Below are 23,898 nucleotides of genomic sequence, written 5' to 3'. Positions count from 1 at the left end.
GGTTTACATAATGTAATTATGAGGAGAGAAATAATCAGCAGAAACGACCGAAGACATCCAGGAGGATAAACGTTCGGCAAGGAAATCCCGGTCAGCATCAAGCGTCGCTACATGATAGGAATGTTCGAGCCACTCAAATGATTTAAAAGAAGAAGAAAGGTTCTCGTGTATAGCGACGGCATTGGCCGGCGGTACAACATGATCGATTCGTGATGCTGCGACAAACGCCGGACATGAAATAGAAGATACCTGCGGGCTCACGGAGGCGGTTAACTCAAGCAGAGAATGTACTGAAGCTGTCGGAACGTGGGAATACGTAATTTCTTCTTCTTGAGGAGTCCGAATATCAGGACGCTCTTCTTTAATGAAAGCAGCAGACGTCTGCGTAACCGCACGCTCCATTTCCGGAACGTCTATGGCTGGGTTTATTAAAGCAATACCAGCAGCATCCTGAAAGAAAGCAGCGGTGTGAAGGGCGAGGGTTCCACCCATGGACTGCCCAGCAATAAAAACACGGCTGTGTTTAGCGCGGAGCGACCGGTACGCGGTATGAATGTCCTTGACCCAATCGTGGTGCGTAAAGCGTGCAAGATCTTGATAGGAGGTGCCATGGCCTTGTAGTCTGGGAGCATAAACCGTAAACCCATTTAGTGCTATCCGTTGGCATACATGCTGCACACTCTGCGGAGTGCCTAAAAAACCGTGACAGAACAGTACAGCTGTTTTGCCACCAGGGAAATAAAGCGATTCAGCGCCAGGGAGCACCCGGGGAACCTGAGGCATGGTTAATCCCTCCTTTAAAGTGAACTATTCTGATTAATTTACTAAGGATTATTATAGCTTCAGACATGAATTTTGTCAATTGGAGGAGGTTCATAATGCAGATAGTATTTGTATATGGAACACTGTTGCAAAAATTAAACAACTATCATTATATCGAGAATAGTGTATATAAAACAGAACAAGGAAGAGTGAAGGGATATTTATACAACACTGGGCCGTACCCTGCAGTTGTTGTCGATGATAACGGAATGATAGTTGTAGGCGAATGGATACATATAGATGAAGGAGCTATGAGCGTGTTGGATTGGCTTGAGCAGTATGAACAGCCGGGCCAGGTAAATGAATACGAAAGGGTGTGGGTAAAAGACGCTGAGAAAGAAAGAGAAGGGTGGATATACACGTACTCCCTTTCGCAGGCAGGGTGCTATCCACTTATTCCTTCAGGGTCCTGGCGTGAGCATCTGTTGTCCTGCGGGAAGAGACAGGATTGAAGCCAAAAATATATTCAAATAGTTTTATTGTCTCTTTCATGGAGACAGGCATTCCATTCTCCGCCTAGAAGAATGGCGAACCCTGTAAGATAAAACCATAGCATCAGCACGATTAAATTCCCCAGATTGCCATATATCATAGAATAATCACTGATGCTGACGTAAAACGAGAATCCAAAAGAAGCTGCCTGCCAGGTGAACAGGGCCAGGGTAGCCCCGGGAAGGGATTCCTTCCAGGTGGTTCTGCGGTTGGGTACTACTTTATAAATCATGGCAAGGATCGCCCCTATGACGAAAAAGCTGATAACCCAGCGAATCCAGCTCCACAGCTGCAGGAAATAACCATCGAGGCCGATAAAGCGAAAAAGAAAGGCACCGAGCGGTTGACCGTAGATAGGAAGCAACAGGGATAAAATAATGGCGAGCAACAGAGACAAAACAATAATGATGCCTTTTCCCAACATGGATAATAGAGAAGGGACCTTTAGGCGATAGGCAGCATTAATCGCACGAATAATGGCAAATGTCCCCAGGAGGCTCAGCCAGAGAGTAGCAGCTGTGCTAAGAGATACCAGACCAAATGACTGCGAATTCAAAATTGTATTCAGGTTGTTTTGAATAATGGTAAAGGCTCCGCCTGGAACGTAGGCGCTGATGAGTGAGAGGATATCGTCCGTTTCGATAGAGAAAAAGCCGATAATGCTGATCAACAGCATTAACAGAGGGAGCATGGCGAGAAGGAAGTAATAAGCCAGCTGGGCCGCGATGTCATAAATTTTATCTTCGATGCTTTTCTTAAAGAAAGATTGAAGAAAATGCATAAGATAATCCTCCTTTTTGCGGAAATCTCTTTTTCTCATTATAATACAGAAGTAGATAATGAGAAGGGGCGGAAAAGGAGAGGTGTATGAGAAGAGACGAAGACAGGGAAGAGCGCTTCGACGGTGAGCCGGATCCGGAAGACTTTGAGCCGGGACCGCCGCGGAAGCCGAAACATAAGCGTCGTGGTTTGTTTCGGGTAATAGCAGTGCTGATGGCAGGGATGCTGGTTTTTCAATCTGCCTATTATTTAATTGATACCTTTCGTCTGGACGCGTGGTCTTTTTTAACCGCTTCGTACGAGCTGTCCAAGCAGGAGGATGTGCAGGAGTGGCAGAATGCAGTCACGAAAATACAGGCCATTGAGAACGGGGAAACGTCTTTTGGTACCGGTTTCTTCGTCGAAGACGCCAGCGTTTTCATTACCAATTATCACGTTGTTGAAGGAGCGGACAGTGTAGCGGTCGAAACCGAAGAGGGCGATCTTGCAGAAGCCGCAGTGGTTGCTGTAGATAAACAGGATGATCTTGCTGTGGTGACGCTGGAAGAGCAGTGGCAAGGGGGCGGTGTTACACTGGCGGAAACGAGTGCGTCTGCCGGCTCGGATGTTATTGTAATCGGAAATCCGCTCGGCTTTTCAGATGTAGCCAATCGGGGAGCCATCATCGAGAGGGAGGAGGGCCGGTTAGTGCTTGACGCTCCTGTGTTCAACGGAAGCAGTGGCAGCCCGGTGCTGACAGAAACAGGAGAAGTGGCCGGTGTTGTGTTTGCGAGCAGAGAGCAGCAGGGGGAAAGCTACGGACTCGCAGTACCAGTAGAGCGTGTCCGTGAGATGATCGCTCAAGCAGAAGATAATTAAAAGCAGCGAATTACCGTAGACAGCAGAGGGTTGCGGTAATTATTATGTTTAAATAAAAATTTCATTTACCGTAATTATTATAGAACAAAAAATAACTTTTTAAGAAGTCAGTAGGTAAAACTTTATAAACACAAAAAAAGCACCGGGATGCGAACACCCTGGTGCCTGATAAATTACATAGAAACGTTATGCGCGAGCGTATTGCTCTTCGATATACTCGTCGTAGCTCATTTCTTTGTCGATCATACCTTCCGGAGTGAATTCAATAATCCGGTTGGCAATTGTCTGAACAAATTCATGGTCATGGGACGTGAAGAGGACCGAACCGTTAAACGACTTCAAGCCGTTGTTTAGCGCCTGAATAGCTTCGAGGTCCAGGTGGTTGGTTGGCTCATCCATAATCAGAACGTTCGCGCCGCTCAGCATCATTTTAGAAAGCATGCAGCGGACCTTTTCACCACCGGAAAGCACATCCGCTTTTTTGAATACTTCTTCACCGGAAAAGAGCATCCGTCCAAGGAAGCCACGGATAAATGTTTCGCTCTGGTCGTCCGGGGAATACTGGCGCAGCCAATCCACCAGGTTGATGTTCAGCCCTTCAAAGTAAGCGGAATTGTCCTTCGGGAAGTAGGAGCGGCTGGTGGTCAGTCCCCATTTATAATCACCGCTGTCCGGCTCCATTTCCCCGGCCAGAATCTGCAGCAGAACCGTTTTTTTCGTTTCCTCTTCGCCGACAAAGGCTACTTTGTCACCGCTGTTGAGGGTGAAATTGACGTTATCAAGCACTTTGACACCGTCGATTGTTTTCGACAGGTTTTCCACGGTCAGCAAATCCTTGCCAAGCTCCCGATTCGGCTTAAATTGTACGAATGGATACTTTCTCGAGGACGGCTTAATGTCATCAAGTGAAATTTTATCCAGTGTCTTTTTCCGGGAGGTCGCCTGCTTGGACTTGGAAGCATTCGCGCTGAAGCGGGCGATAAAGTCTTTCAGTTCCTTGATTTGTTCCTCTTTTTTCTTGTTCTGTTCGCGGGCCATCTTCTGGGCGAGCTGGCTGGATTCATACCAGAAGTCATAGTTGCCGACGTACAGTTCAATTTTGTTAAAGTCGAGGTCTGCAATGTGCGTGCACACCTGATTCAGGAAGTGACGGTCGTGGGAAACGACAATGACCGTGTTTTCAAAGTTAATCAGGAATTCCTCGAGCCAGTGCACCGCCTGCACGTCCAGGTTGTTGGTCGGCTCGTCCAAAAGCAGAACGTCCGGATCGCCGAACAGTGCCTGCGCGAGCAGCACTTTAACTTTCTGGGAGCCGCTTAACGAAGACATCGGCTTCTGGTGCAGGTCCTCGGTAATGCCGAGGCCCTGCAGCAGCTGGGCGGCTTCTGTTTCCGCTTCGTACCCGTTCATTTCCGCAAATTCCGCTTCAAGCTCTGCTGCTTTCATGCCGTCTTCGTCGGAAAAGTCCGGCTTCATATAAATTTCGTTCTTTTCGTTCATCACTTCATATAAGCGGCTGTGGCCCATGATGACCACGTCGATAACCGTATATTCTTCGTACGCGAAGTGGTCCTGTTTCAGCACGGCAAGCCGTGAGTCTTTATCCATGATTACGTTTCCGCTCTGGGAGTCAATTTCCCCGGAAAGAATTTTTAAGAACGTGGATTTGCCGGCCCCGTTCGCCCCGATCAAGCCGTAGCAGTTGCCGGGAGTGAACTTTATATTAACGTCTTCAAATAAAATTTGATCCCCGAACCGGAGTCCAACGTTTTGTACATCGATCATGTTCATATCTCCTTTATAAATAACAGTCTGTTTCATACTAACACGCGGCGGTTCAAAATGAACAGGGAAAGGAGGAGTTTTCCACAGAAAAGAAGACCGGCAGTGCTGTCAGAGACAGAAAAAGCATGATATAGTAAATGCAGAAAACGGATAGATACCAAAGGAGGCATTTCGGTGGCCAAAGGATTAAGCGGGCGGCAGGTAATTCTTGCCGCATCCCGGAAAACAGAGGAAATGGAAGAGTTGATTCGGCGGCAGGGGGGAGAGCCGCTTAACTATCCGCTCCAGGGAACATCGTTTTTAAATGAAGAACAGCTGCGGGCGCCGATGCGGGCCTATCTTGAGCAGCCGGTGGACTGGAGCATATTCATGACGGGCATGGGGCTGAACGCAATGCTGGGTATTGCCGAAGAGGAGGGCATCCGGGAAGCATTTGTGCAGAAAATTCAGCAGACGAAGGTAGCGGCACGCGGCTACAAGACCGCTAATGTCTTAAAGAGCCTGGACTGTGATATCGCGGCCCGCGATGATGATGGTACGACCGAAGGCATGATCCGTGCCTTTGACGGCCATGATTTCCGGCAGAAGCAGGTGATGGTGCAGCTGCACGGTATCGAAAATCCGAGACTCCGGCAGTACCTCGAGGAGCACGGGGCCGAAGTGTATGACATTCTGCCGTATCAGCATACGCCTCCCGAAGAGGCAGTCGCAGCCGAATGCCTCGAAAATATTTTGAATGCCGGCAGCGACGCGATCTGTTTTACCACCGCCATCCAGGTGCACGCTCTCTTTCAGTATGCCGCGCAGGCCGAACGCACCAGGGAGCTTGAGGAAGCACTTCGCCGTCAGGTGATGCCCACAGCGGTCGGGAAAGTAACGGCAGAGGCATTAAGAGAAAGAGGCATCGATGACTATGTGGTGCCGGACAACGAACGGATGGGCGCCATGATTGTCGCTCTGTCCAAACATTTTGAACAACGAAAGGACTAATCCATTGAAACAACTATTCTCACGCATGCAGCGATGGAACGTATTAAATGATAAAGGCGAGTACTATGTGCTCGCTTCGGGAGCCCAAATTGCCCGGCTGTACAAAGAAGATACGGACGGGGAGCTTTCCCCCGGAGACCAGGTGGAGGCGATCAGCTGGTTTGACGAAGAAGGAAACAAGCGGCTGGATGTGCATCTACCCGATGTAGAGGAGGAAGGCTTTGCCTGGCTCGCGGTCGTGACAAGCGACGCGGATCATGGCATCGAGGTAGCGGTTGATGAGCGGTGGAAGGCGCCGGTTGAACGGCATGACTACCTGCAGGACGAAACGTACTGGCCCGCTCCCGGGGAGTTTCTGTTTGTGCACCTGGAGTACACGACCGGCGGCCTGAGAGCCTTTCCGGCCAGTGAAGACGACGTGCAGCAGGTGATGGCCCAGGCACCGGCAGGCCTGCACCACAGCTGGGTCAACGCCACGGTTTACAGTTCGCCCCCGTTTGGTGCCTTTTTATTAACCGCCGACCGCTATAAAATATTTATTCATGAATCGGACTGGACCCACCGGCCGCGTGTAGGCGAAGAGCTGAAGGTACGTGTTACTCACCGCCAGGAGGACGGATCATTAAACGCCTCAATGTATCCGCCAAAGGAAGTAGCAATTGGCGAAGACGCCCGGCTGCTTCTCGAGCGGATCCAGCAGGAAGGCGGCACGCTCCCGTTTGGGGACCGGAGCAGCCCGGAAACCATCCGGAAGGAATTCGGCCTCAGCAAGGCGGCATTCAAGCGGGCGGTTGGCTCGCTGCTGAAGGAAAAACGCATCCGCCAGGAAAACAATACCCTTATCCTGGAGCCGTCGGAGGAGCAGACAGATTAACGGCTTCAGCTATACGTTGACGGGCAGTGTAGAAAAATAGAAAAAGCGGGCCTTGCCGGGACCGCTTTTTTTGTGCCCAAAACGCCTTAATCAACGGGCCTGACGTTAGCGGGAGCAGAGCCCGCCGCCTCTAGACCTAAAGTATGTTTATGATACGAGTTTGGCTTAAGAACAAACAGATACGGGTATGGTACATGCAATCATACCTTTGAATGGTGGTGGAACATTGAGCAGCAAGAAGAAAAGCTCCAGGGGCAATGACAACCTTACCTATGCGTTCATGGCTGCCGGCAGTTTAATCGGCGGGGCGCTGCCATTGCTGCGTAAAGACATCGGCAAAAAAGCAGAAAAAAACGTCAACCAGACCGCGAAAAAGGCCCGGAAGCTGAGCCCGGAGCCGCTGAGTCAGGCCATTAAATCCGGCCAGGGCATGGAGAAAAAAGCCAAAGGCACGGTAAAAACCGTCAAGCGGGCCGCCAAAGTATCCGCGGCTGCATTTGCGATGGCCAAGGTGCCGAAAAAAATCAAAAAGCAAATCTACACCCTGCGCTATCATGTCGGGGAAGCCGTCATCCATACTGGTGAAAAAATCCAGGGATCCGCCTATGCTCCTGACAGAACGGCCGCCGAGAGTACAAACAGCGAAGAACAGACTTCGTCTGCACCTGAAGAGAGTCCTGCAGAAGCTTCTGAGAGCAGCGGAAGCGAAGACGCCTGGGAACAGGAAGAGGAGTACGAGGAAGAAAAATTTGAAGGTACGAAAGCCTCGACGCAAAAGCCGGCAAAAACGATAAGAAAATTAAAAAAAGCATCCAATGCCTAAAACAACCAATACTAATTTTATGAGGTGAAGCGAATGGAACCTAAGTTCAAAATTTTCCATAACGACGAAACGTTGAGTGAAACGATTGATAAGCTCCGAAATGACGGTATCCGAGACGAAGACATGTACATCCTCGCGTACGATAATGACCACGACCGCCGGGCGAGAAAAGATACTGACGCCAAAAAAGTGGGGATGAAGGTGGTCGGTTTCGGCACGAGCCTGAAAAACGTCTTCCGTGGAAAAACGAAAACGATTTTAACCAAGCTGCAGAAGCTCGGCTTTGATTCGGAAAAGTCCGAACGCCTTGAAGAAGAACTGCAAAAAGGCAAGACGCTGCTTGTCGTGACCAATCAGGATCAAGTGGAATTTTAAGCCCTGCGCCGGGGCTTTTTTATTTTACCCATCATAACCATTTTTTTACATATAAATAGCTGATATAATAATGCTTAGCTTTGTTCCCGGCTCTTCGCCATTGGTCCTTTGCCTGAATCCTGTTATGGAGTGAAGGAAATGTGTTAGACGCAGGCAGGGCTTTTTATGCGTTATAAGACGCCTCCCAGAAAGAAGTTTTTGAGTAGCGTTTTACGAATATCCTATTCCCTTTACAACAGTAATCGGAAAGAATGGGCTCGGGTCCTGCTGATTACAGCGGGTTTCAGTGTATATTTCGTAAATTTATTTCAAAGGTGTGCCTATCCCCGGAGCGGGAGCGGACCCTTCTGCTGTTGGAAAATACGGGCAACATGACGTACGTCTATGCTAAGGTGGAGCGGGAGCTTCTTTCATTTTATATAAACAAGGAGGCGATAGTCTGTCTGGTGAAAAAGCAGGTCTCCTCGGAACATGAAAAGCCCGTGGCCGCTCCAGGCTTACGTAGATATATTTTTTAGGAGCGGTTAAAAGATGTACATATTATTTTAAATGAGAAAAGCAGCCTGGGAGAAATCCAACATGTCCGCTGTGAATTAATGACCGCTGGCTAAAAAGGCTGCTCACACTATTTTGATGCCTATCGAACCTAATTTTATGACGCTTGGAGTGTTTTTTTGACGATTTTACTGACTGCCTTACTTGTAATGATTTTTTCTTTTATTGCCGCTGTGGTTATTGCTGCGATCCGCCCGCGTTTACTGGTTAAATCCGTTCTACCTGCGCTTGGGCTGACATTTGTTTTAGCCGTCATTGCCAGCTACTTCTTCCTTCCGGCATGGACGATGCTGTCGCTGGCCGGCCCAAATCTGGTGGCGCTTCTGGTGTTCAGTGCGATCTTTTATACCCTGGCGAAGACTTCAGGAGAAGGGGTGCCTGATAAAAGCATCAACATATCCGCACTTGGCGGCGCGGTGATTCTTCTCTTTCTGCTTGTGCTTCTCGTGCGGAGCCTGTTTGGATACGAAAAGACCCATGAAGCGATTGACAACAACAGTCAGGTGGCGGACAATCCCCCGTCGTTTTCCGAGGAGGAGACGCCGGTACAAGTGGCGCCTGAGTCCGCCCGTAATAAAATGCAAAAAGCGATGTCGGAAGTGGATAATGCGCAGTTTTATGACTTTGGCGACATTCAGGCCCAGGTGATTGATGGGGAGCCGATGTATGTTGCCAACGTGGATTATACAAACCTGTTTCGCTGGTTCCGTGGTGATGGAACACCGGGATACTTCCAGATTTCTGCGGTCGATCCGAACGACAATCCGACCTTTGTGGAATCGTCCATGCAATACACGAACAGCAGTTTTTTTAACGAGAAGCTGAACCGGGTAATTTATAGCGCCTTTCCGTCCTGGTACCAGAGCGGGAGCACCTACCTCGAGGTGGATGAGGAAGGCAAGCCGTGGTACGTCCAGACCGTCTATCAAAACCGCGCCTTGACGTGGCACACGGATCACACGAACGCGCAGGTGGTGGTTGTAGACCCGGAAACAGGGGAGGCGTCCAAATACAAAGCGGATAACGCTCCGTCGTTTATTGAAAGTTCGTACAGTCCAGCTATGGCGAGCGACATGAATGACAAGTACGGAAAATACGGGCAGGGCCTTCTCAATTACATGTTTGGGAAAGAGGACGTCTTGATTCCAAATGAAAACGGCACGGAAAATAAGGTAACGCCTGTCTTTGATGCCGAGGGAAATATGAGCTATTTTACGGATTATACCAGTCCAAATGAAGATTCGGACTCCACGCTCGGTGTCTCCTTTATTGATGCCCGTACCGGAGAGCTTCGTCTGTACAACGGCGAGGAATATACAGGCGCCATGGACACTCAGGGGGCGCGAGGCATTGTAAACCGCCAGTTTCCTGAAAAAGAGTGGACCGGCAGCATGCCAATTATGTACAACATTAACGGTAACGCGACCTGGGTCGTTAATACACTTGATCCGTCGGGACTGTTCCGGCAGTACGCCTACATTAAAGCCAACGATGCCGATGTGTACGCGTTTGGCGACACCGCGCAGGGCGCCCTGGAAAATTACCGTTCCGCGCTTGCTTCCACTGATGAAGGCGTGGAAGCGAGTGAAGCTGACCGGGAAGAAGCCCAGGGAACCGTTGACCGGGTCGTCATCACATCCGGCGCCGAGGACGCCAATCTTGTGCAGTTTAAGCTCGAGGGCGATGACACCCTTTACGTCTACAACACATCCAGTGATGCCGATGCTGTGCTGATGCAGGAAGGCGACGAGATTACCTTTACCGTTAACCGCAGCGAAGACATGGGGACAGTCCAGGAAATCACCGACCATCCGTGGTAGGGATTTTATAAGCTGCGCGCTCTCAGGGATTTCACTTCATACAGAGACGTATATGTGTCCTTGAAGCGGCTCGGAGCGGGAGCGGTGTCTCAGGGCCATTAAAACAGGCGTTGTCTGCGGTTAAACAGAGCAAAAATGTCATGAAAGACTCCTTCGGGGGTCTTTTTTTGGTTTTGATGCGGAAAACATCTCCAGCTTTAATTAGCGGTGGTGGATTGAAACGGGGGTTGTCTCATTTGATTTTGAGACAGATGAAGAATTGATAAGTCGTGCAAATATAGCGGAGAATTAGATGGTAATTATGGAATAGCAAATAATGCAGCAAACTCTTAAAACAGAAATGACTTATAACAAGAATGAAAATGCGTGGAAAGAAAAAGAACAAAAAGCTGCCGGGCACTCACAAAGGTTTATTTGAACGACTGACAAAAATACGGCTGTTATGAGTTGGCTGATTCAAAAACCGCTACTGCGATTTACGAGTTCGGCTGTAATGAATAATCGCGCCTTGGCCACGGGCAGTTGTTCCCGTAAAGTTAAAAGCATACAAAAAATTTAGCATAGCTGAAGCTTATTCAATAGCTTGAGTTGAAAACACAGGGAAACGGATTTATAAAATTTGCCTGGAGAAGACGGGGAAGTGAAATGAAAATTAAAGACGCAGCCCGCATACAAAGTTGATGACTAAAAGGGAAGGTGAAGTTATAAAGCCAAATGTGGACCCTGGAGTGCTTTATTTATTTCTAGTTAACATAATATATATTATCGGAAGTTATCGATTTATTATTTCAATACTGAAGATAACTTCATGTTTTGAGACAGCACAAACAAAAAGCACCAGTATGATTCATGACTGATGCTTTCTCGTTGGAATTTGCTTTTTTATTGTACTGGTTTACAACGTGTTTACAGCGTGAGATCGATCGAAAACAGCTGAAAGCTCACGTAAAATAATCCGGCGATGAGCAACGCGTTGATCAGTCCTTCACCAAAGGTGGATCCGGTTTTTGTGGTAAATGGGAACCGAAAGGCATAGTGCAGCGGAAACAGCACATGGACGCCCTTGGTGGTCATCATGTCGAGCACGATATGGCTCACAATCCCGAGGCTGATGCCCCACTGCAGCGCGAGGCCCCATCCTTCCTGCCACTGGGCAAGTGACAGGAAGACGAGCAGCACGAGCAGAAGGCTGTGGGTGAAGGTGCGGTGCCCCACCAGCTTCGAAATCAGATGGGAAACGCCCGGCACCCGCCTCCCCATCCACGAGTTGGGCTGGCAGATATCCGGCGCCAGGCCTCCGAACACCAGGCTTGCGACATAAATGCTTGTCTCCCATTCAAAAAAGGCAAACGGCACCGGCGTCAGCCACTGAACGGCCAGGCCGCCTGTGACTGCTCCGATCACATGTGTTCCTGCTTTCATGGTTGTTCAGCGTCCTTTTTGTTAGCGAGCGGAGCGTTGTTTACTGGTACGGAACATCCTTCCATACCGCTTCAATTACTCCGTGCTTTTTCGTATCAATAACATAGGAACCGTTGCTGTAACGGTCGACCCGCCGGTATTTCGCCGGATCAATCGTGACGGTCGTGTTTTTCGTGCGGGCCTGCAGTACAAATGGTTCGCTGTCCAGGATATAGCTTGCGATGATCCGGTGCGGTTTGGATTTGACTTCTTTCCAGAGAACAACGCCCCGCTTGGCTCGGTTCGTCATCGGAATATCATCGAGGCTCATGCGTTTGACGCCACCGCGCTGGGTGACCATGACTGCATCCTCGGTTTTATAGGCTGACGTTACATGTGCCCCAGTGACCACATCGTCGTCTTTCAAATCAATGGCTTTGACACCGGCTGCCCGGACACCGACCGGGGACACCTCCTGTTCATGGAATCGGAGGCCGTAGTTTTGATGGGTGGTGAGAAACAGCTCCTGTTCCCCGTTCGTCTGGTACACGGAAAGCACTTCGTCCCCGTCCTTTACATTCACTCCGATCATGGAGCGTCCGTAGCGCGAAGCCTGGTAAGCGGTCATCGCCGTTTTTTTGATCATGCCCTGGCGGGTGATAAACACAAAATAATCTTCTTCGGTAAACTCCTGGACTGGCACTACTGCCACCAGCGCATCCCCCGGGTCAAGCGGGGAAACGTTGCCGATATGCTGGCCGTTATCCTTCCAGCGGATGTCGGAGAGCATATGTACCGGCAGATAGATAAACTGTCCTTTTTTCGTAAACAGCAGCAGCATGTCTGTGGTATTCATGTCGCGGAAAAACAACAGGGCGTCTTCTTCCTTCATTCCCGGCGGTTCGGTGTTCGAAGCCGCATAGGACCGCTGGCTCGTGCGTTTAATGTATCCCTCTGCCGTAGCGGTAACGATCACGTCCTCGGACGGAATCATCACTTCGCGGTCGATTTTAAGCTCTTCGATTTCCGCTTCAATCGCGGTGCGCCGGGTGTCGTCATACTGCTTCTTAACTTCCTCGAGTTCCTTTTTTACGACCTGCTGCAGCTTCTTTTCGCTCGACAGGATGCCGCGGAGCCGCTTGATTTCTTTTTCGAGCTGTCCGGCTTCTTTTTCGAGCTGGGTAACATCGGTATTGGTTAACCGGTACAGCTGCAGGTTCACAATGGCCTCGGCCTGCGCATCGGTAAAGGCAAACCGCTCCACCAGATTTTCCTTCGCATTTTTCTTGTTTTCCGACTGGCGGATCGTATCAATCACCTGGTCAAGTACGCTGATCGCCTTGATCAGACCTTCGACGATGTGCTGACGCTGCTCCGCTTTGTTGAGGTCAAACTGGGAACGGTTGGTGACAACGCTCCGGCGGTGGCTGATATAGGCATCAAGCAGCTGTTTTAAATTCATCAGCTGCGGGGTGCGGTTGCTGATGGCGACCATATTGAAATTGTATGACACCTGCAGGTCGGTCATTTTATAGTAAAAGTTCAGCACGCTCTGGGCGTCGGCATCTTTTTTCAACTCAATGACGACCCGAAGCCCGGTCCGGTCCGTATCGTCGCGCACCTCGGCGACGCCGTCCACCTTGCGGTCAAACCGGAGCTCGTCCATTTTCTTCACGAGCGTGGATTTGTTGACTTCGTACGGCAGTTCGGTGATCAGAATCTGTTCCCGGCCTCCCCGCACCTGCTCGATGCTCGTTTTGGCACGAACGACAACTTTCCCCCGTCCGGTCTCATACGCCTGGCGGATGCCGTCCTTGCCCTGAATAACGCCGCCGGTTGGAAAATCAGGACCCTGCACGTACTCCATCAATTCATCGGTCGACACCGACGGATTCTCGAGCTGGGCGACGGCAGCATCAATAATTTCCCCCAGCTGATGCGGCGGAATATCGGTCGCATAGCCGGAGGAAATACCGGTGGAGCCGTTTACCAGCAGATTCGGGAATTTCGCCGGAAGCACGGTCGGCTCCTCCTGGGTATCGTCAAAGTTTGTTACATGCTCTACCGTTTGTTTTTCAATGTCTTTCAACAGCTCCGACGAAACGTTGGCAAGCCGCGCCTCCGTATACCGCATCGCCGCCGGCGGGTCGCCGTCGACCGAACCGTTATTGCCGTGCATCTCCACAAGCGGGGCGCGGACCTTCCACTCCTGGCTCATCCGCACCATCGCTTCATACACGGAGGAATCGCCGTGCGGGTGATAGTTCCCGATCACGTTCCCTACCGTTTTTGCTGCTTTGCGGAATGGTTTGTCCGCGGTGTTACCGTCCTGAAGCATCGCAAACAGAATCCGGCGCTGGACGGGCTTTAACCCGTCCCGTGCGTCCGGGAGCGCACGCTCCTGAATAATGTATTTGCTGTAGCGCCCGAAGCGTTCGCCGAGAACATCTTCGAGGCGCAGGTCCAAGTATTGTTCTGCGTCAGCCACTTACGGTTCCTCCTTAATAATCTGCAAATCAGTGTTATCCAAAATATTCAAGTCCTCTTCCATGCCAAACGCCACGTTGGATTCAATCCACTTGCGCCGGGGCTCCACTTTATTGCCCATCAGTGTGGACACGCGACGGTCCGCGCGGGCGCCGTCCTCCACGGTAACCCGGATGAGGGTCCGGCTCTCCGGATTCATCGTCGTCTCCCACAGCTGGGAGGCGTCCATTTCCCCAAGTCCTTTGTAGCGCTGGATAGCGTAGCCTTTCCCAATGCGCTGAATGGCTTCCTGGAGGCCGTTCTCCTCCCAGGCGTATTCGGATTTCTGTTTGGCACCGCTGCCCTTGCTGATTTTATAGAGCGGCGGCAGGGCAATATAAACCTTTCCTGATTCCACAAGCTCCCGCATGTAGCGGTAGAAAAATGTCAGCAAAAGCACCTGGATGTGCGCCCCGTCAGTATCGGCGTCTGTCATGATGACGACTTTATCGTAATTCCGGTCCTCGAGGGTGAAATCCGTGCCAACACCGGCTCCGAGGGCATAGATGATGGTGCGGATTTCTTCATTTTTCATGATGTCATCGAGCTTCGCTTTTTCCGTATTAATGACCTTCCCGCGCAGCGGAAGCACGGCCTGGAATTTCCGGTCCCGCCCCTGCTTGGCCGAACCGCCGGCCGAATCGCCCTCGACGAGGTACAGTTCATTGCGGTCCGGGTTTTTGGACTGGGCCGGGGTAAGTTTCCCGCTAAGGAGCGCGTCTTTTTTCCGGTTCTTTTTGCCGTTTCTGGCTTCTTCCCGGGCTTTTCGTGCGGCTTCGCGCACCTGGGCGGCTTTGATGGCTTTTTTGATCAGCATCGTGCTGATCGTTGAATTTTCCTCCAGAAAGTACGTCAGGCGGTCGGTAATGTACTGATCCACCGCGGAACGGGCTTCCGGGGTCCCAAGCTTGCTTTTCGTCTGCCCTTCAAACTGCAGCAGATGCTCCGGGATCCGGATGGAAACCACAGCGGTCAGCCCTTCGCGGATGTCGCTGCCGTCAAGGTTTTTGTCCTTGTCCTTTAACAGCTGAAGCTTGCGGGCGTGTTCGTTGAGCACGCGGGTGAACGCCGAGCGGGCACCCGACTCATGGGTCCCGCCGTCGCGGGTGCGGACGTTGTTGACAAACGACAGCATGTTCTCGGTATAGCCGTCGGTAAACTGAAACGAAAAGTCCACCTCGATATCCTGCGACCGGCCCTCAAACGCCACGACCGGATGCAGGGTCTCCTTGTCTTCGTTTAAATATTCGACAAAGGCCTGAATACCGGTGTCAAACTGAAACTCTTCGGTTACCGGTTCCTTGTCGCGTTTGTCGTGCAGGCGGATGCTTGTGCCCTTTAACAGAAAGGCCGCTTCGCGCAGGCGTTCGGCAAGCACGTCAAACTGGTAGTGCACCGCATTGAACATGGACGCGTCCGGCTTAAATCGGATCGTTGTCCCGGTTTTTTTGGTGTTGCCCTTCTGTTCAAGCGTCGTCACCGGACGGCCGCCGTTTTCAAAGCGCTGCTCGAAAATCTGGTTGTCCCGGTAAATGGTGACTTCAAGCCATTCTGACAGCGCGTTGACCACCGAGGCGCCGACGCCGTGGAGCCCTCCGCTTGTTGCGTAGCCGCCCTGGCCGAATTTTCCGCCGGCATGAAGCACGGTCAGGATCACTTCCGGGGTCGGTTTGCCCGAGCTGTGGGTGCCGGTCGGCATGCCCCGGCCATGGTCAGACACGGACACGCTCCCGTCCTTGTGGAGCGTCACTTCGATCACGCTGCCGTAACCGGCGATCGCTTCATCGACCGAATTATCAAGAATTTCAAAAACCAGGTGGTGAAGCCCGCGGCTGTCCGTGCTTCCGATATACATGCCCGGCCGCTTCCGGACCGCCTCGAGCCCCTCCAGCACCTGAATGGATTCATCATTGTATTGATAGGGTTTATCTGCTGCCACTCCTGTCTCTCCCTTCTTCATTCTCCGTTCTAGTTATATTTCATACTAACACAGTTTGTCAATGAACGGGAACATATGTTTCGATTTTAGGACAATCCCCTCTGCAGACAGGAAAACCTTGGCAGGAAAACCCGCCAAGGTTGGTTGCTGTCCGGTATATCCGTGTTTAGGCGATCGCATGCTCCACTTTAATACAGCGGTCCATGATCACCGTCATGCCTGCGTTGACTGCAATGTCGTACGCGTCTTCGCTCACCAGGCCGAGCTGGGTCCAGAACACGTCTGCGTCCACCTGGGCCGCTTCCTCGGCTACGCCTTTGAGAAATTCGCTGCGACGGAAAACGTTTATGATATCAATGTGTCCTTCGATGTCTTTGAGCGAATCGACGGCCGGAATGTCAAAGACTTGTTCCACGGTCGGGTTGACCGGAATGATGTCGTAGCCCGCTTCAAGCATCACTTTGCTGATCTGGTAGGACGTCCGGTACGGGTTATCCGACAGGCCGACGACCGCGATACGTTTGCTGCGGTCAAGAATGGCCCGTATTTCTTGTCGTTCAGGGTTTTTCATTGGGTATCCCTCCTTAAGATAATAACGGGCAGTCCGTTAGTTGCTGCCGAGCAGGTTGTTTTCCTCAAGGTAGTCCCGGGCAACCTCCCGGTGGTCGGCGCCTTCGTAGTCCACCTCGTAGTTCATTTCCTGCATTTCTTCATTGGTAATCTGGCCGCCGAGGCGGTTTAACGCTTCTTCGAGGCCGGGATTGTCATCCAGGGTTTCCTGCTTTAAAAGCGGAGCGCCCTGGTACGGTGGAAACACATTTTCGTCATCCTCAAGCACGGTAAGCCCGTACTCTATGATATACGCATCGGTGGAGTAGGCGTCAATCAAATCGATCTGGCCCTCCTGCAGCGCGTTCGAACGAAGGCCGGCGTCGAGGGTTTCCACTTCGTCAAACTCAAACCCGTACGTGTCGACAATCGCTGGGTAGCCATCGGTCTGACGGTCAGCAAATTCAAAGGTGAATCCGGGAACAAGCTCATCGGTGTGCGGCTCGAGGTCCGAAATGGTTTCAATGCCCAGGTTGTCGGCTTCCTCCTCGCGGAGCGCCAGCGCATACGTATTGTTGTATTCCATCGGCTCGAGATAGGCCAGGCCGTCCTCGGCAAGCAGGCCGCGCGCTTCCTCGTACACTTCTTCGCGGGTGCTTCCGGACGGCACCCCCTGGTCATACAGGTTGGCGGTCACGGTACCGGTAAACTCCGGATAAATGTCAATATCGTCCGACTCCAGGGCGTTAAACGCGATGCTGGTGCTCCCCAGGCCGGCTTCCACGCTCGTTTCAAGATCGGTGTTTTCCTCAATCAAGAGCGAGTACATGTTGGCAAGAATTTCAGGTTCGGCCCCTTCCTTCCCGCCGATCACGAGCTCTTCCTGCTGAGTGGAGGCAAGCGCCGGCGTGATGACGACTAACAGGGCGACACCCAGCACAACCGCGACCGGAGCAAGCGCTTTGCCCTGGGACGTGCGTTCGGTGATGCGCAGCACCAGGTCGAAGAACAGAGCCAGAAGAGCGGCCGGAATGGCGCCGAGCAGAATATAGGCGTTGTCTGCCCGGTCGATGCCCGTCATGATGAAATCACCGAGGCCCCCCGCGCTGATCAGAGCCGCCAGGGTGGCGGTGCCGACAATCAGTACCATGGAGGTCCGGATGCCGGCCATGATCACCGGCATGGCCATTGGCAGCTCAATTTTGCGCAGGCGCCGGAAGGAATTCATTCCCATCCCGGTGGCCGCCTCCACCAGGGCCGGATCCACGCCGGCGATGCCGGTGTAGGTGTTACGCAGAATCGGAAGCAGCGCATAGGCGGTCAGCGCGACCACGGCCGGTACCGTGCCAATCTGGTTAAGAATAAGAATCATAAACCCGAGCAGGGCCAGACTCGGAATCGTCTGCAGTACTGCAGCGATGCCGATGATCGGCTCGGCGATCGACCGGCGGCGGGTTAAGAGGACGCCGACCGGCACCGCAATAAACGACGCGCACAGAAGCGAAATCAGACTCATGTTGACGTGCTCCCACACGAGAGTCCAGAACTGTCCCTGTTCATCGGTAAACAGCTGATAGGTGTTTTCAAGTAGATTCATGTTTCCGTGTCACCTCCCGCGGATGCGAGCTTTGCTTTCTGCAGAAACTGCATCACGTCCTTGTAGCTGAGCGCGCCGACGAGCCGTCCTTCTTCGAGCACCGGCAGCGCTTCGGCATCGGTATCGTTGAAGGTTTTGAGGGCGTCATACAGCACGTGATCCGGGGAAATTACGGTTTTCTGGGACGCAATGGAGTCGCCGTCCCGGCGGCCGAGAAACGTGTCGTTCTGGTCGAAGATATAAAGCGGCGCCGGGTAGAGCGGCATTTCGGGCATGTCGTGGACGCTTGCGATGTACTGGCTGTCGCGTCCGCTCATGACCGACCGCACCGGGGTGTCCCATTCGTCCCGGCGGTCCCCGATAAAGTCGCGCACAAAATCGTTGGCCGGCTCATTTTTAAGCTCGCGCGGCGTGCCGATCTGCACGATATCGCCGTCCTTCATGAGGCAGATCCGGTCGCCGAGGGCAAGCGCTTCGTCCATGTCATGGGTGACAAAAACGATCGTTTTCTGGATGTTCTGCTGCAGGGCGCGGATGTCCTCCTGCAGCTGTTCGCGGCTCAGCGGATCGAGCGCGCTGAACGGCTCGTCCATCAGAATGATGTCCGGATCCGCGGCAAGGGCCCGTATCACCCCGATCCGCTGCTGCTGGCCGCCGGAGAGCTCCGACGGCTTCCGGTTGCGGTATGTATCCGGATCGAGGCCGACCATCTGCAGCAGTTCATCGACCCGTTCTTTGATCTCGTTTTTCTTCCAGCGCCGCATTTCCGGAACGACCGCAATGTTTTCAGCAATTGTCATCGTCGGAAACAGCGCAATCTGCTGCAGCACGTACCCGACGTTCCACCGCAGCTCATGGCGGTCCCACTCCCGGATGTCCTTATCCTGGATTCGGATGGTGCCGGTGCTTGGCTCAATCAGCCGGTTGATCATTTTCAGCGTGGTCGTCTTGCCGCACCCGCTCGGGCCGATCAAAACGAAAAATTCCCCCTGCTCGACCGTGGCGTTAAAGTTTTGAACGGCCGGGTCGTCAGCGCCGGGAAACGTCTTTGCAATGTCAGTGAATGTAATCATGCCAATCCCCCTCTAATGGTTCTGGTGCAAGGGACATCTAAATTATTAGAGTCTCTACTTTATTTCACAAAAGCGCATCCTTCAAACGTCCCGGGGCAAAACCCCCGCTGCACCGGGCAGCGGGATCAGGACCAGCGGTACAGGCCCTGGTACTTATGGGACAGGTGGGCAAGCAGCGGCTCCGGGTTGGTCCCTTCCCCGGTCGCGGCCGCAATGATGTCGGCGGGCCGCTTCATCCGGCCGTGCTGATGAACGTGCTCGGTCAGCCAGTGCCGGACCGGCGCGAGGTCCCCGCTTGCGATCAGATCGTCGAACGCCGGCAGATCGCGGGCCATTGCCTGCTGGAGCTGGGCGGCGTAGATATAGCCGAGGGCATAGGACGGAAAGTAGCCAAAGGCGCCGCCCGCCCAGTGCACATCCTGCAGCACGCCCTCCGCGTGATTGGACGGCACGACCCCGAGGTACTGCTTCATTTTTTCATTCCACGCCTCCGGCAGATCCTTCACCTGCAGGCTGCCTTCGATCAGGGCTTTTTCGAGCTCGTAGCGGAGAATAATGTGCAGCGAATAGGTCATTTCATCGGCTTCAATCCGGATGAGGGATGGTTCGACGCTGTTGACGGCAAAGTAAAAATCGTCGAGGGCCACGTACTGGAACTGGCCGCTCAGCTCCTGGAGCCTGCCAAAGTTGTTTTCCCAGAACGAACGGGTCCGCGCCACGAAATTTTCCCAGAACAGCGACTGCGATTCGTGGATGCCCATGGACGCCCCGTCTGCGAGAATCGTCCCGGCCAGGTCCGCGCCGAGGTGCTGCTCGTACAGCGCATGGCCGCCTTCGTGGATGGTGCCGAACACGGCGGTCCGGAAGTCGGATTCGTCGTATTTGGTGGTGACCCGCACGTCGTTTCGGTTCAGGCCGACGGCAAACGGATGCACGGTTTCATCGAGCCGTCCGGCTTCAAAATCGTACGTCATCTGCCGGAGCACATGCTCACTGAAGGCGCGCTGCCGGTCCTTCGGCACATGGGCGTGCAGAAACGAGGTGTCCGGCTGCACCGGCGCTCCCTTCACCTGCTCCACAAGCGGCAGGAGGCCGTCACGGAGCCGGGAAAAGGTGGTATCGAGAGTGGAAACGGTCATGCCGGGCTCAAAGTCATGGAGCAGCGCGTCGTACGGATGCCCGTTGTATCCGAGGTACTCGGTGAACCGGCGCTGGTAGGCCACGATCTCTTCGAGGTACGGGCGGAACCCTTCGAAGTCCCCGGACGCTTTCGCCTCCTCCCAGTACGATTCGGTTTTGGATGTAAGCGTCGTAAACGCCTGATACTCGTCCTGGGGCAGGCGCTCCATCCGTTCCACCTCGGTGAGGGTTTCTTCCGCCGCTCTTCGTGCAACTGCAGAGACCTGCGAGGCCGCTTCCGGCTCAAGCAGATACTGGCTCATTTCCTTCAGGCGTCCGGAGGTTTTCCGGGCAAACAGCTCGGTGGCAAGCGCCCCCACCACTTCCGAACGCTCCTCCACCCCTTTTTTGGGCGCTCCGGTCCGGGCGTCCCATCCGAGCAGGCTGAGAGCCTGATCATAGGCATTCAGGCTGCGCTGCTCCGTCAAAAAATCCCGTTCGATCTGTGCATAATCCGGCATGGCGATTCCTCCTTGGTATGAACTCTGTTTGGTATGACTCCCTCCTTCATGATATAACAAAGAGTGGAAGGGAGCGAAAGATACGTATGCAAATGACGATTACTGAAGAAGCAGGACGCCACTACAAACAGGAAATGGAGCTCGATAACGGGGCGGCCGTGCGCCTGTTTGTCCGCATCGGCGGCGTGGGCTCCGGCGGTTTTTCCATCGGGGTGGAACCCGGGGAGCCGTCCGGCACCAGCTACCAGACCGAAGCAGGCGGCCTGCGCTTTTTTGTGGAGCCGCAGGACCGGTGGTACCTCGACGGCATGACGATCAGCTATCATCCGGCCATCGACTACCTGCATTTTGACAATCCCCGGCTCGGGGATACCGATCATCCGAACAATTAGGACGAACGGGGCGGCCGCGGTCCCCAGTACTGGTAATAATCCGTTTTGAGGTTGCCGTTGTAAAGCTTGCGCCGTTTGGTCGCCTCCCGGCCGAACAGCGCTTCAAACCGTTCATGCGACGTCAGCACGTAGTAGGACCAGGTTGGCGTATCCCGGGCGATACGCCCGAGGGCCCGGTACACTTCCTCCACCTCGGCAAGGTCCCCGATTCGTTCCCCGTACGGCGGGTTGCTGATCACCGCGCCGTACTCGCCCTTTGGCTTAAAGTCGCGGGCGGCCATCTGCTTGAACGTGATCAGGCCGTACATGCCGGCTTCCTTGGCATTTTCCTCTGCCACTTCGATGGCCTTCGGATCCAGATCGGTGCCGGTAATCATGAGCGGCTGATCGTCCCGGAGGAGGTCTTCGGCTTCCTGGCGGGCGTCGTTCCACCGCATGGCTTCCGCCCACGGCCACGTTTCGCTCACAAATGAGCGGTTCACGCCGGGGGCCATGTTCTGGCCGATCATGGCGGCTTCAATCGGAATCGTGCCCGAGCCGCAGAATAAATCCACGAGCGGGCGGTCCGGATGCCAGTTGGCAAGCATGATCAGGGCTGCCGCCAGCGTCTCCTTGAGCGGCGCCCGGGCATGCGTTTCCCGGTAGCCGCGCTGGTTCAGACCGGGGCCGGACGTATCGAGCGACAGCACGGCTTCATCCTTATGCAGCGCCACGTCGAGCTTAAAGAGCGGTCCGTCTTCCGGGAACCATTCGCGTTGGTAGGACTGCTTCAGCCGTTCCACGATCGCTTTTTTGACGATCGCCTGGCAGTCCGACACGCTGAACAGGGTGGATTTGACCGAGCGGCCGCTGACGGGAAATTCGGCATTTTCAGGCAGAAACTTCTCCCACGGGAGGGCCTTCGTCTGTTCGAACAGCTCATCAAACGTTTCGGCGGTAAACGAGCCGATTTTGATTTTAACCCGGCCGGCGGTGCGCAGCCACAGGTTAGCCCGGGCGATGCCTTCGGCGGGCGCTTCGAATTCCACGCGGCCGTTTTCGGTGCGCAGGTGCCGGTAGCCGAGTGCTTTGATTTCTTTGGCGACCAGGGCTTCGAGGCCCATCGTCGCCGTGGCGATTAAGGTGTATGTTGGTTGGGTCATAGGTTCCTCCTTGGACGTTAATGTCCGTTCATATCTACTAAAAAAACCCCTGAATTCCTCCAGGGGTTTTGCTTCAAGAAGCCGGGACCGTTCGTGTAAGCCATGTTCTGTTCCCTTGTGCTGCTAGCGGCTGTTCACCTTGCACTCGGGTGGTAATCATCTATCTGCAGAAAGAATTCTGCCCTTTCGTTCCGTTGTGTTCCTTCCGAAAGGCGCCCCTACCTAATTTTGGGTTTCTCGCTCGAGGGGTTTACCGCGTTCCACTCCGGCCGTTTCCAGCCGGACTACGTCACTGTGGCACTGTTCAGGGGACTCCAGCCATATCCGGACGGACACAGGCTGTTTCCCCGCCGTCAGCTCCGAAACGAAGCTGCTCTGACTTATGGTTTCGTCAGACACGAACACTACAGCCGTCTCAGGCTGTGCGAGCATGGACTTTCCTCTGTATGGGTACATACAGCGATCACCTGAACGAATCCCGGCTCTTTATGGCCAGGTGCTATTATATCGGTTCCGGGCGGAAGAAGCAAGAAAAGAAACTGCAGGTCAGCACGGATCTTTTTTGCCCGAAGCGAGCACGGCCTGTCTGGCCAGCCGGTCCGCCGCCCGGTTGTCCCGGGAGGGCACCCATTTGAGAAAACAAAGGGGCAGCTCCTCTTCGGCGCGCAGAATTTTGGCTAAATACGGCTGATAGAGCTTTCGTTTCACAAACCGCTTTTCCACCGACGCATTCACAAGCTGCGAATCGGTCCGGATCGAGGCTGAATGCCAGCCGCGCTCGCGGCAGAGCTCGTACGCCTGCACGCACGCTTCAAATTCCGCTTCGTTGTTGGTCAAGCACCCGAGCGGGCGGGAAAACTCCTCCACGCTGCCGTCATCGTGCTTGACGAATATGCCGATGCCGGAGGGCCCGGGCTGCCCGGCGCTTGCCCCGTCAATATGAATCGTCCGCATATTCACGCGTCCCCGCCTTTAATCGTATAGTTTTTTGCCGAATACTTCTTTTTCAAGGTTCGAGAGCCGTTTTAAAATATCGTAATTGGTTGTCCCGGCGGCCGGCTCGGCTGCGGTGGTGTTCGAAGCGGTGTCCGTACTGCCGGCGCCGCTTTCGGACCGGGTGGAAATCGACGACGTTACGGTACGCTGGTAGCGGGAATCCCCTTCCGGCGATGCGGCTGTCCGCTGTTCCGGCGAGCGGTTCAGCTGGTCTTCGAGCTCGCGCACCTTTTGTTCGAACCGTTCATAGTCCTGAATAATAATGTCTAAAAATTGGTCGACTTCGTCTTTGTTGTAGCCTTTGACACTGTTTTTAAAATCTTTGTCTAAAATGTCTTTGGCAGATAACTGTGTCTGTTCCATCAGCAAGGACCACCTCTGCTTTATTTGTATGATACATTCGCAGCCGCCGGCGCCTGCCGGGCGGACGACCACGCATTTATCTGCTTATATTCTTTCAGAATACATA

Annotated in this window: 21 protein-coding genes and 1 other RNA gene; 8 read left to right on the top strand and 14 right to left on the bottom strand. The window is 53.3% G+C overall.

Going from position 1 to position 23,898, the window contains the following annotated elements:
* Positions 1-3: 3 nt before the first annotated feature.
* Complete coding sequence (locus G548_RS16920) at positions 4-783, bottom strand: alpha/beta hydrolase (protein ID WP_022792176.1); 780 nt, start codon at positions 781-783, stop codon at positions 4-6.
* Between the two features lie 95 nt (positions 784-878).
* Here G548_RS16920 and G548_RS0100445 point away from each other — a divergent pair, with 95 nt between their 5' ends.
* A complete protein-coding gene (locus G548_RS0100445) occupies positions 879-1,274 on the top strand; it encodes a gamma-glutamylcyclotransferase family protein (RefSeq protein WP_022792175.1) in 396 nt (131 codons plus the stop codon).
* Positions 1,275-1,288: 14 nt separating this feature from the next.
* On the opposite strand, the gene G548_RS0100440 is transcribed toward G548_RS0100445, so the two are convergent.
* Complete coding sequence (locus G548_RS0100440; protein ID WP_022792174.1) at positions 1,289-2,095, bottom strand: YihY/virulence factor BrkB family protein; 807 nt, start codon at positions 2,093-2,095, stop codon at positions 1,289-1,291.
* 86 nt (positions 2,096-2,181) lie between these two features.
* Between G548_RS0100440 and G548_RS0100435 the strand changes: the two genes are divergently transcribed.
* Positions 2,182-2,952 (top strand): S1C family serine protease, encoded by a 771-nt coding sequence (locus tag G548_RS0100435; protein ID WP_022792173.1) that lies wholly within the window; start codon positions 2,182-2,184, stop codon positions 2,950-2,952.
* Positions 2,953-3,138: 186 nt separating this feature from the next.
* Here the strand turns inward: G548_RS0100435 and G548_RS0100430 are convergent, their stop codons facing one another.
* A complete protein-coding gene (locus G548_RS0100430; RefSeq protein ID WP_022792172.1) occupies positions 3,139-4,737 on the bottom strand; it encodes an ABC-F family ATP-binding cassette domain-containing protein in 1,599 nt (532 codons plus the stop codon).
* Positions 4,738-4,911: 174 nt separating this feature from the next.
* Here G548_RS0100430 and G548_RS0100425 point away from each other — a divergent pair, with 174 nt between their 5' ends.
* The 5 genes from G548_RS0100425 (at position 4,912) to G548_RS0100400 (ending at position 10,174) form a co-directional block, all read left to right on the top strand.
* On the top strand, positions 4,912-5,727 hold the full coding sequence (locus tag G548_RS0100425) for a uroporphyrinogen-III synthase (RefSeq protein ID WP_022792171.1): 816 nt from the start codon (positions 4,912-4,914) through the stop codon (positions 5,725-5,727).
* 4 nt (positions 5,728-5,731) lie between these two features.
* Positions 5,732-6,601, top strand: a complete 870-nt coding sequence (locus G548_RS0100420; RefSeq protein ID WP_156847886.1) for a S1 RNA-binding domain-containing protein — start codon at positions 5,732-5,734, stop codon at positions 6,599-6,601.
* Positions 6,602-6,827: 226 nt separating this feature from the next.
* Complete coding sequence (locus G548_RS0100415) at positions 6,828-7,424, top strand: hypothetical protein (RefSeq protein ID WP_022792169.1); 597 nt, start codon at positions 6,828-6,830, stop codon at positions 7,422-7,424.
* Positions 7,425-7,457: 33 nt separating this feature from the next.
* Positions 7,458-7,799 (top strand): YflT domain-containing protein, encoded by a 342-nt coding sequence (locus G548_RS0100410; protein ID WP_022792168.1) that lies wholly within the window; start codon positions 7,458-7,460, stop codon positions 7,797-7,799.
* A 674-nt stretch (positions 7,800-8,473) separates the two neighbouring features.
* On the top strand, positions 8,474-10,174 hold the full coding sequence (locus G548_RS0100400) for a hypothetical protein (RefSeq protein ID WP_022792166.1): 1,701 nt from the start codon (positions 8,474-8,476) through the stop codon (positions 10,172-10,174).
* A 906-nt stretch (positions 10,175-11,080) separates the two neighbouring features.
* Here G548_RS0100400 and G548_RS0100390 read toward each other — a convergent pair.
* The 7 genes from G548_RS0100390 to G548_RS0100360 form a co-directional block, all read right to left on the bottom strand.
* Positions 11,081-11,596 carry a metal-dependent hydrolase gene (locus tag G548_RS0100390; RefSeq protein WP_022792164.1) on the bottom strand — a complete coding sequence of 172 codons (516 nt, stop codon included), beginning with the start codon at positions 11,594-11,596 and terminating at the stop codon, positions 11,081-11,083.
* Positions 11,597-11,636: 40 nt separating this feature from the next.
* Positions 11,637-14,063 carry a DNA topoisomerase IV subunit A gene (gene parC, locus G548_RS0100385; protein WP_022792163.1) on the bottom strand — a complete coding sequence of 809 codons (2,427 nt, stop codon included), beginning with the start codon at positions 14,061-14,063 and terminating at the stop codon, positions 11,637-11,639.
* A complete protein-coding gene (parE, locus tag G548_RS0100380; protein WP_022792162.1) occupies positions 14,064-16,040 on the bottom strand; it encodes a DNA topoisomerase IV subunit B in 1,977 nt (658 codons plus the stop codon). It lies immediately after the preceding gene.
* 166 nt (positions 16,041-16,206) lie between these two features.
* On the bottom strand, positions 16,207-16,611 hold the full coding sequence (locus G548_RS0100375; protein WP_022792161.1) for a CoA-binding protein: 405 nt from the start codon (positions 16,609-16,611) through the stop codon (positions 16,207-16,209).
* A gap of 36 nt (positions 16,612-16,647) precedes the next feature.
* Entirely contained in the window at positions 16,648-18,186 is a 1,539-nt protein-coding gene (locus G548_RS0100370) for an ABC transporter permease/substrate-binding protein (RefSeq protein WP_022792160.1), read from the bottom strand.
* Positions 18,183-19,259, bottom strand: coding sequence for an ABC transporter ATP-binding protein (locus G548_RS0100365; protein WP_022792159.1), 1,077 nt, complete (start codon positions 19,257-19,259; stop codon positions 18,183-18,185). The genes G548_RS0100370 and G548_RS0100365 overlap by 4 nt, the downstream gene beginning before the upstream one ends.
* A gap of 125 nt (positions 19,260-19,384) precedes the next feature.
* A complete protein-coding gene (locus tag G548_RS0100360) occupies positions 19,385-20,899 on the bottom strand; it encodes a carboxypeptidase M32 (RefSeq protein WP_022792158.1) in 1,515 nt (504 codons plus the stop codon).
* Between the two features lie 86 nt (positions 20,900-20,985).
* Here G548_RS0100360 and G548_RS0100355 point away from each other — a divergent pair, with 86 nt between their 5' ends.
* Positions 20,986-21,291, top strand: coding sequence for a HesB/YadR/YfhF family protein (locus tag G548_RS0100355; RefSeq protein WP_022792157.1), 306 nt, complete (start codon positions 20,986-20,988; stop codon positions 21,289-21,291).
* Here G548_RS0100355 and G548_RS0100350 read toward each other — a convergent pair.
* The 4 genes from G548_RS0100350 to gpsB all read right to left on the bottom strand — a co-directional run bounded on the left by G548_RS0100350 (position 21,288) and on the right by gpsB (position 23,792).
* Complete coding sequence (locus G548_RS0100350; protein ID WP_022792156.1) at positions 21,288-22,433, bottom strand: THUMP domain-containing class I SAM-dependent RNA methyltransferase; 1,146 nt, start codon at positions 22,431-22,433, stop codon at positions 21,288-21,290. The genes G548_RS0100355 and G548_RS0100350 overlap by 4 nt on opposite strands.
* A 91-nt stretch (positions 22,434-22,524) precedes the next feature.
* Positions 22,525-22,908: RNase P RNA component class B (gene rnpB, locus G548_RS18915), an RNA gene on the bottom strand.
* A 71-nt stretch (positions 22,909-22,979) separates the two neighbouring features.
* Positions 22,980-23,387: a ribonuclease HI family protein gene (locus G548_RS0100340; protein ID WP_022792154.1), complete on the bottom strand. Its 408-nt coding sequence runs from the start codon at positions 23,385-23,387 to the stop codon at positions 22,980-22,982.
* An 18-nt stretch (positions 23,388-23,405) separates the two neighbouring features.
* The gene (gene gpsB, locus G548_RS0100335; protein WP_022792153.1) at positions 23,406-23,792 is read right to left on the bottom strand and encodes a cell division regulator GpsB; all 387 of its coding nucleotides are present in this window, start codon (positions 23,790-23,792) and stop codon (positions 23,406-23,408) included.
* Positions 23,793-23,898 lie beyond the last annotated feature (106 nt).

This window comes from Marinococcus halotolerans DSM 16375 (assembly GCF_000420725.1).
Lineage (GTDB): Bacteria > Bacillota > Bacilli > Bacillales > Marinococcaceae > Marinococcus > Marinococcus halotolerans.
This window is presented reverse-complemented; position numbering and strand designations above follow the sequence as displayed.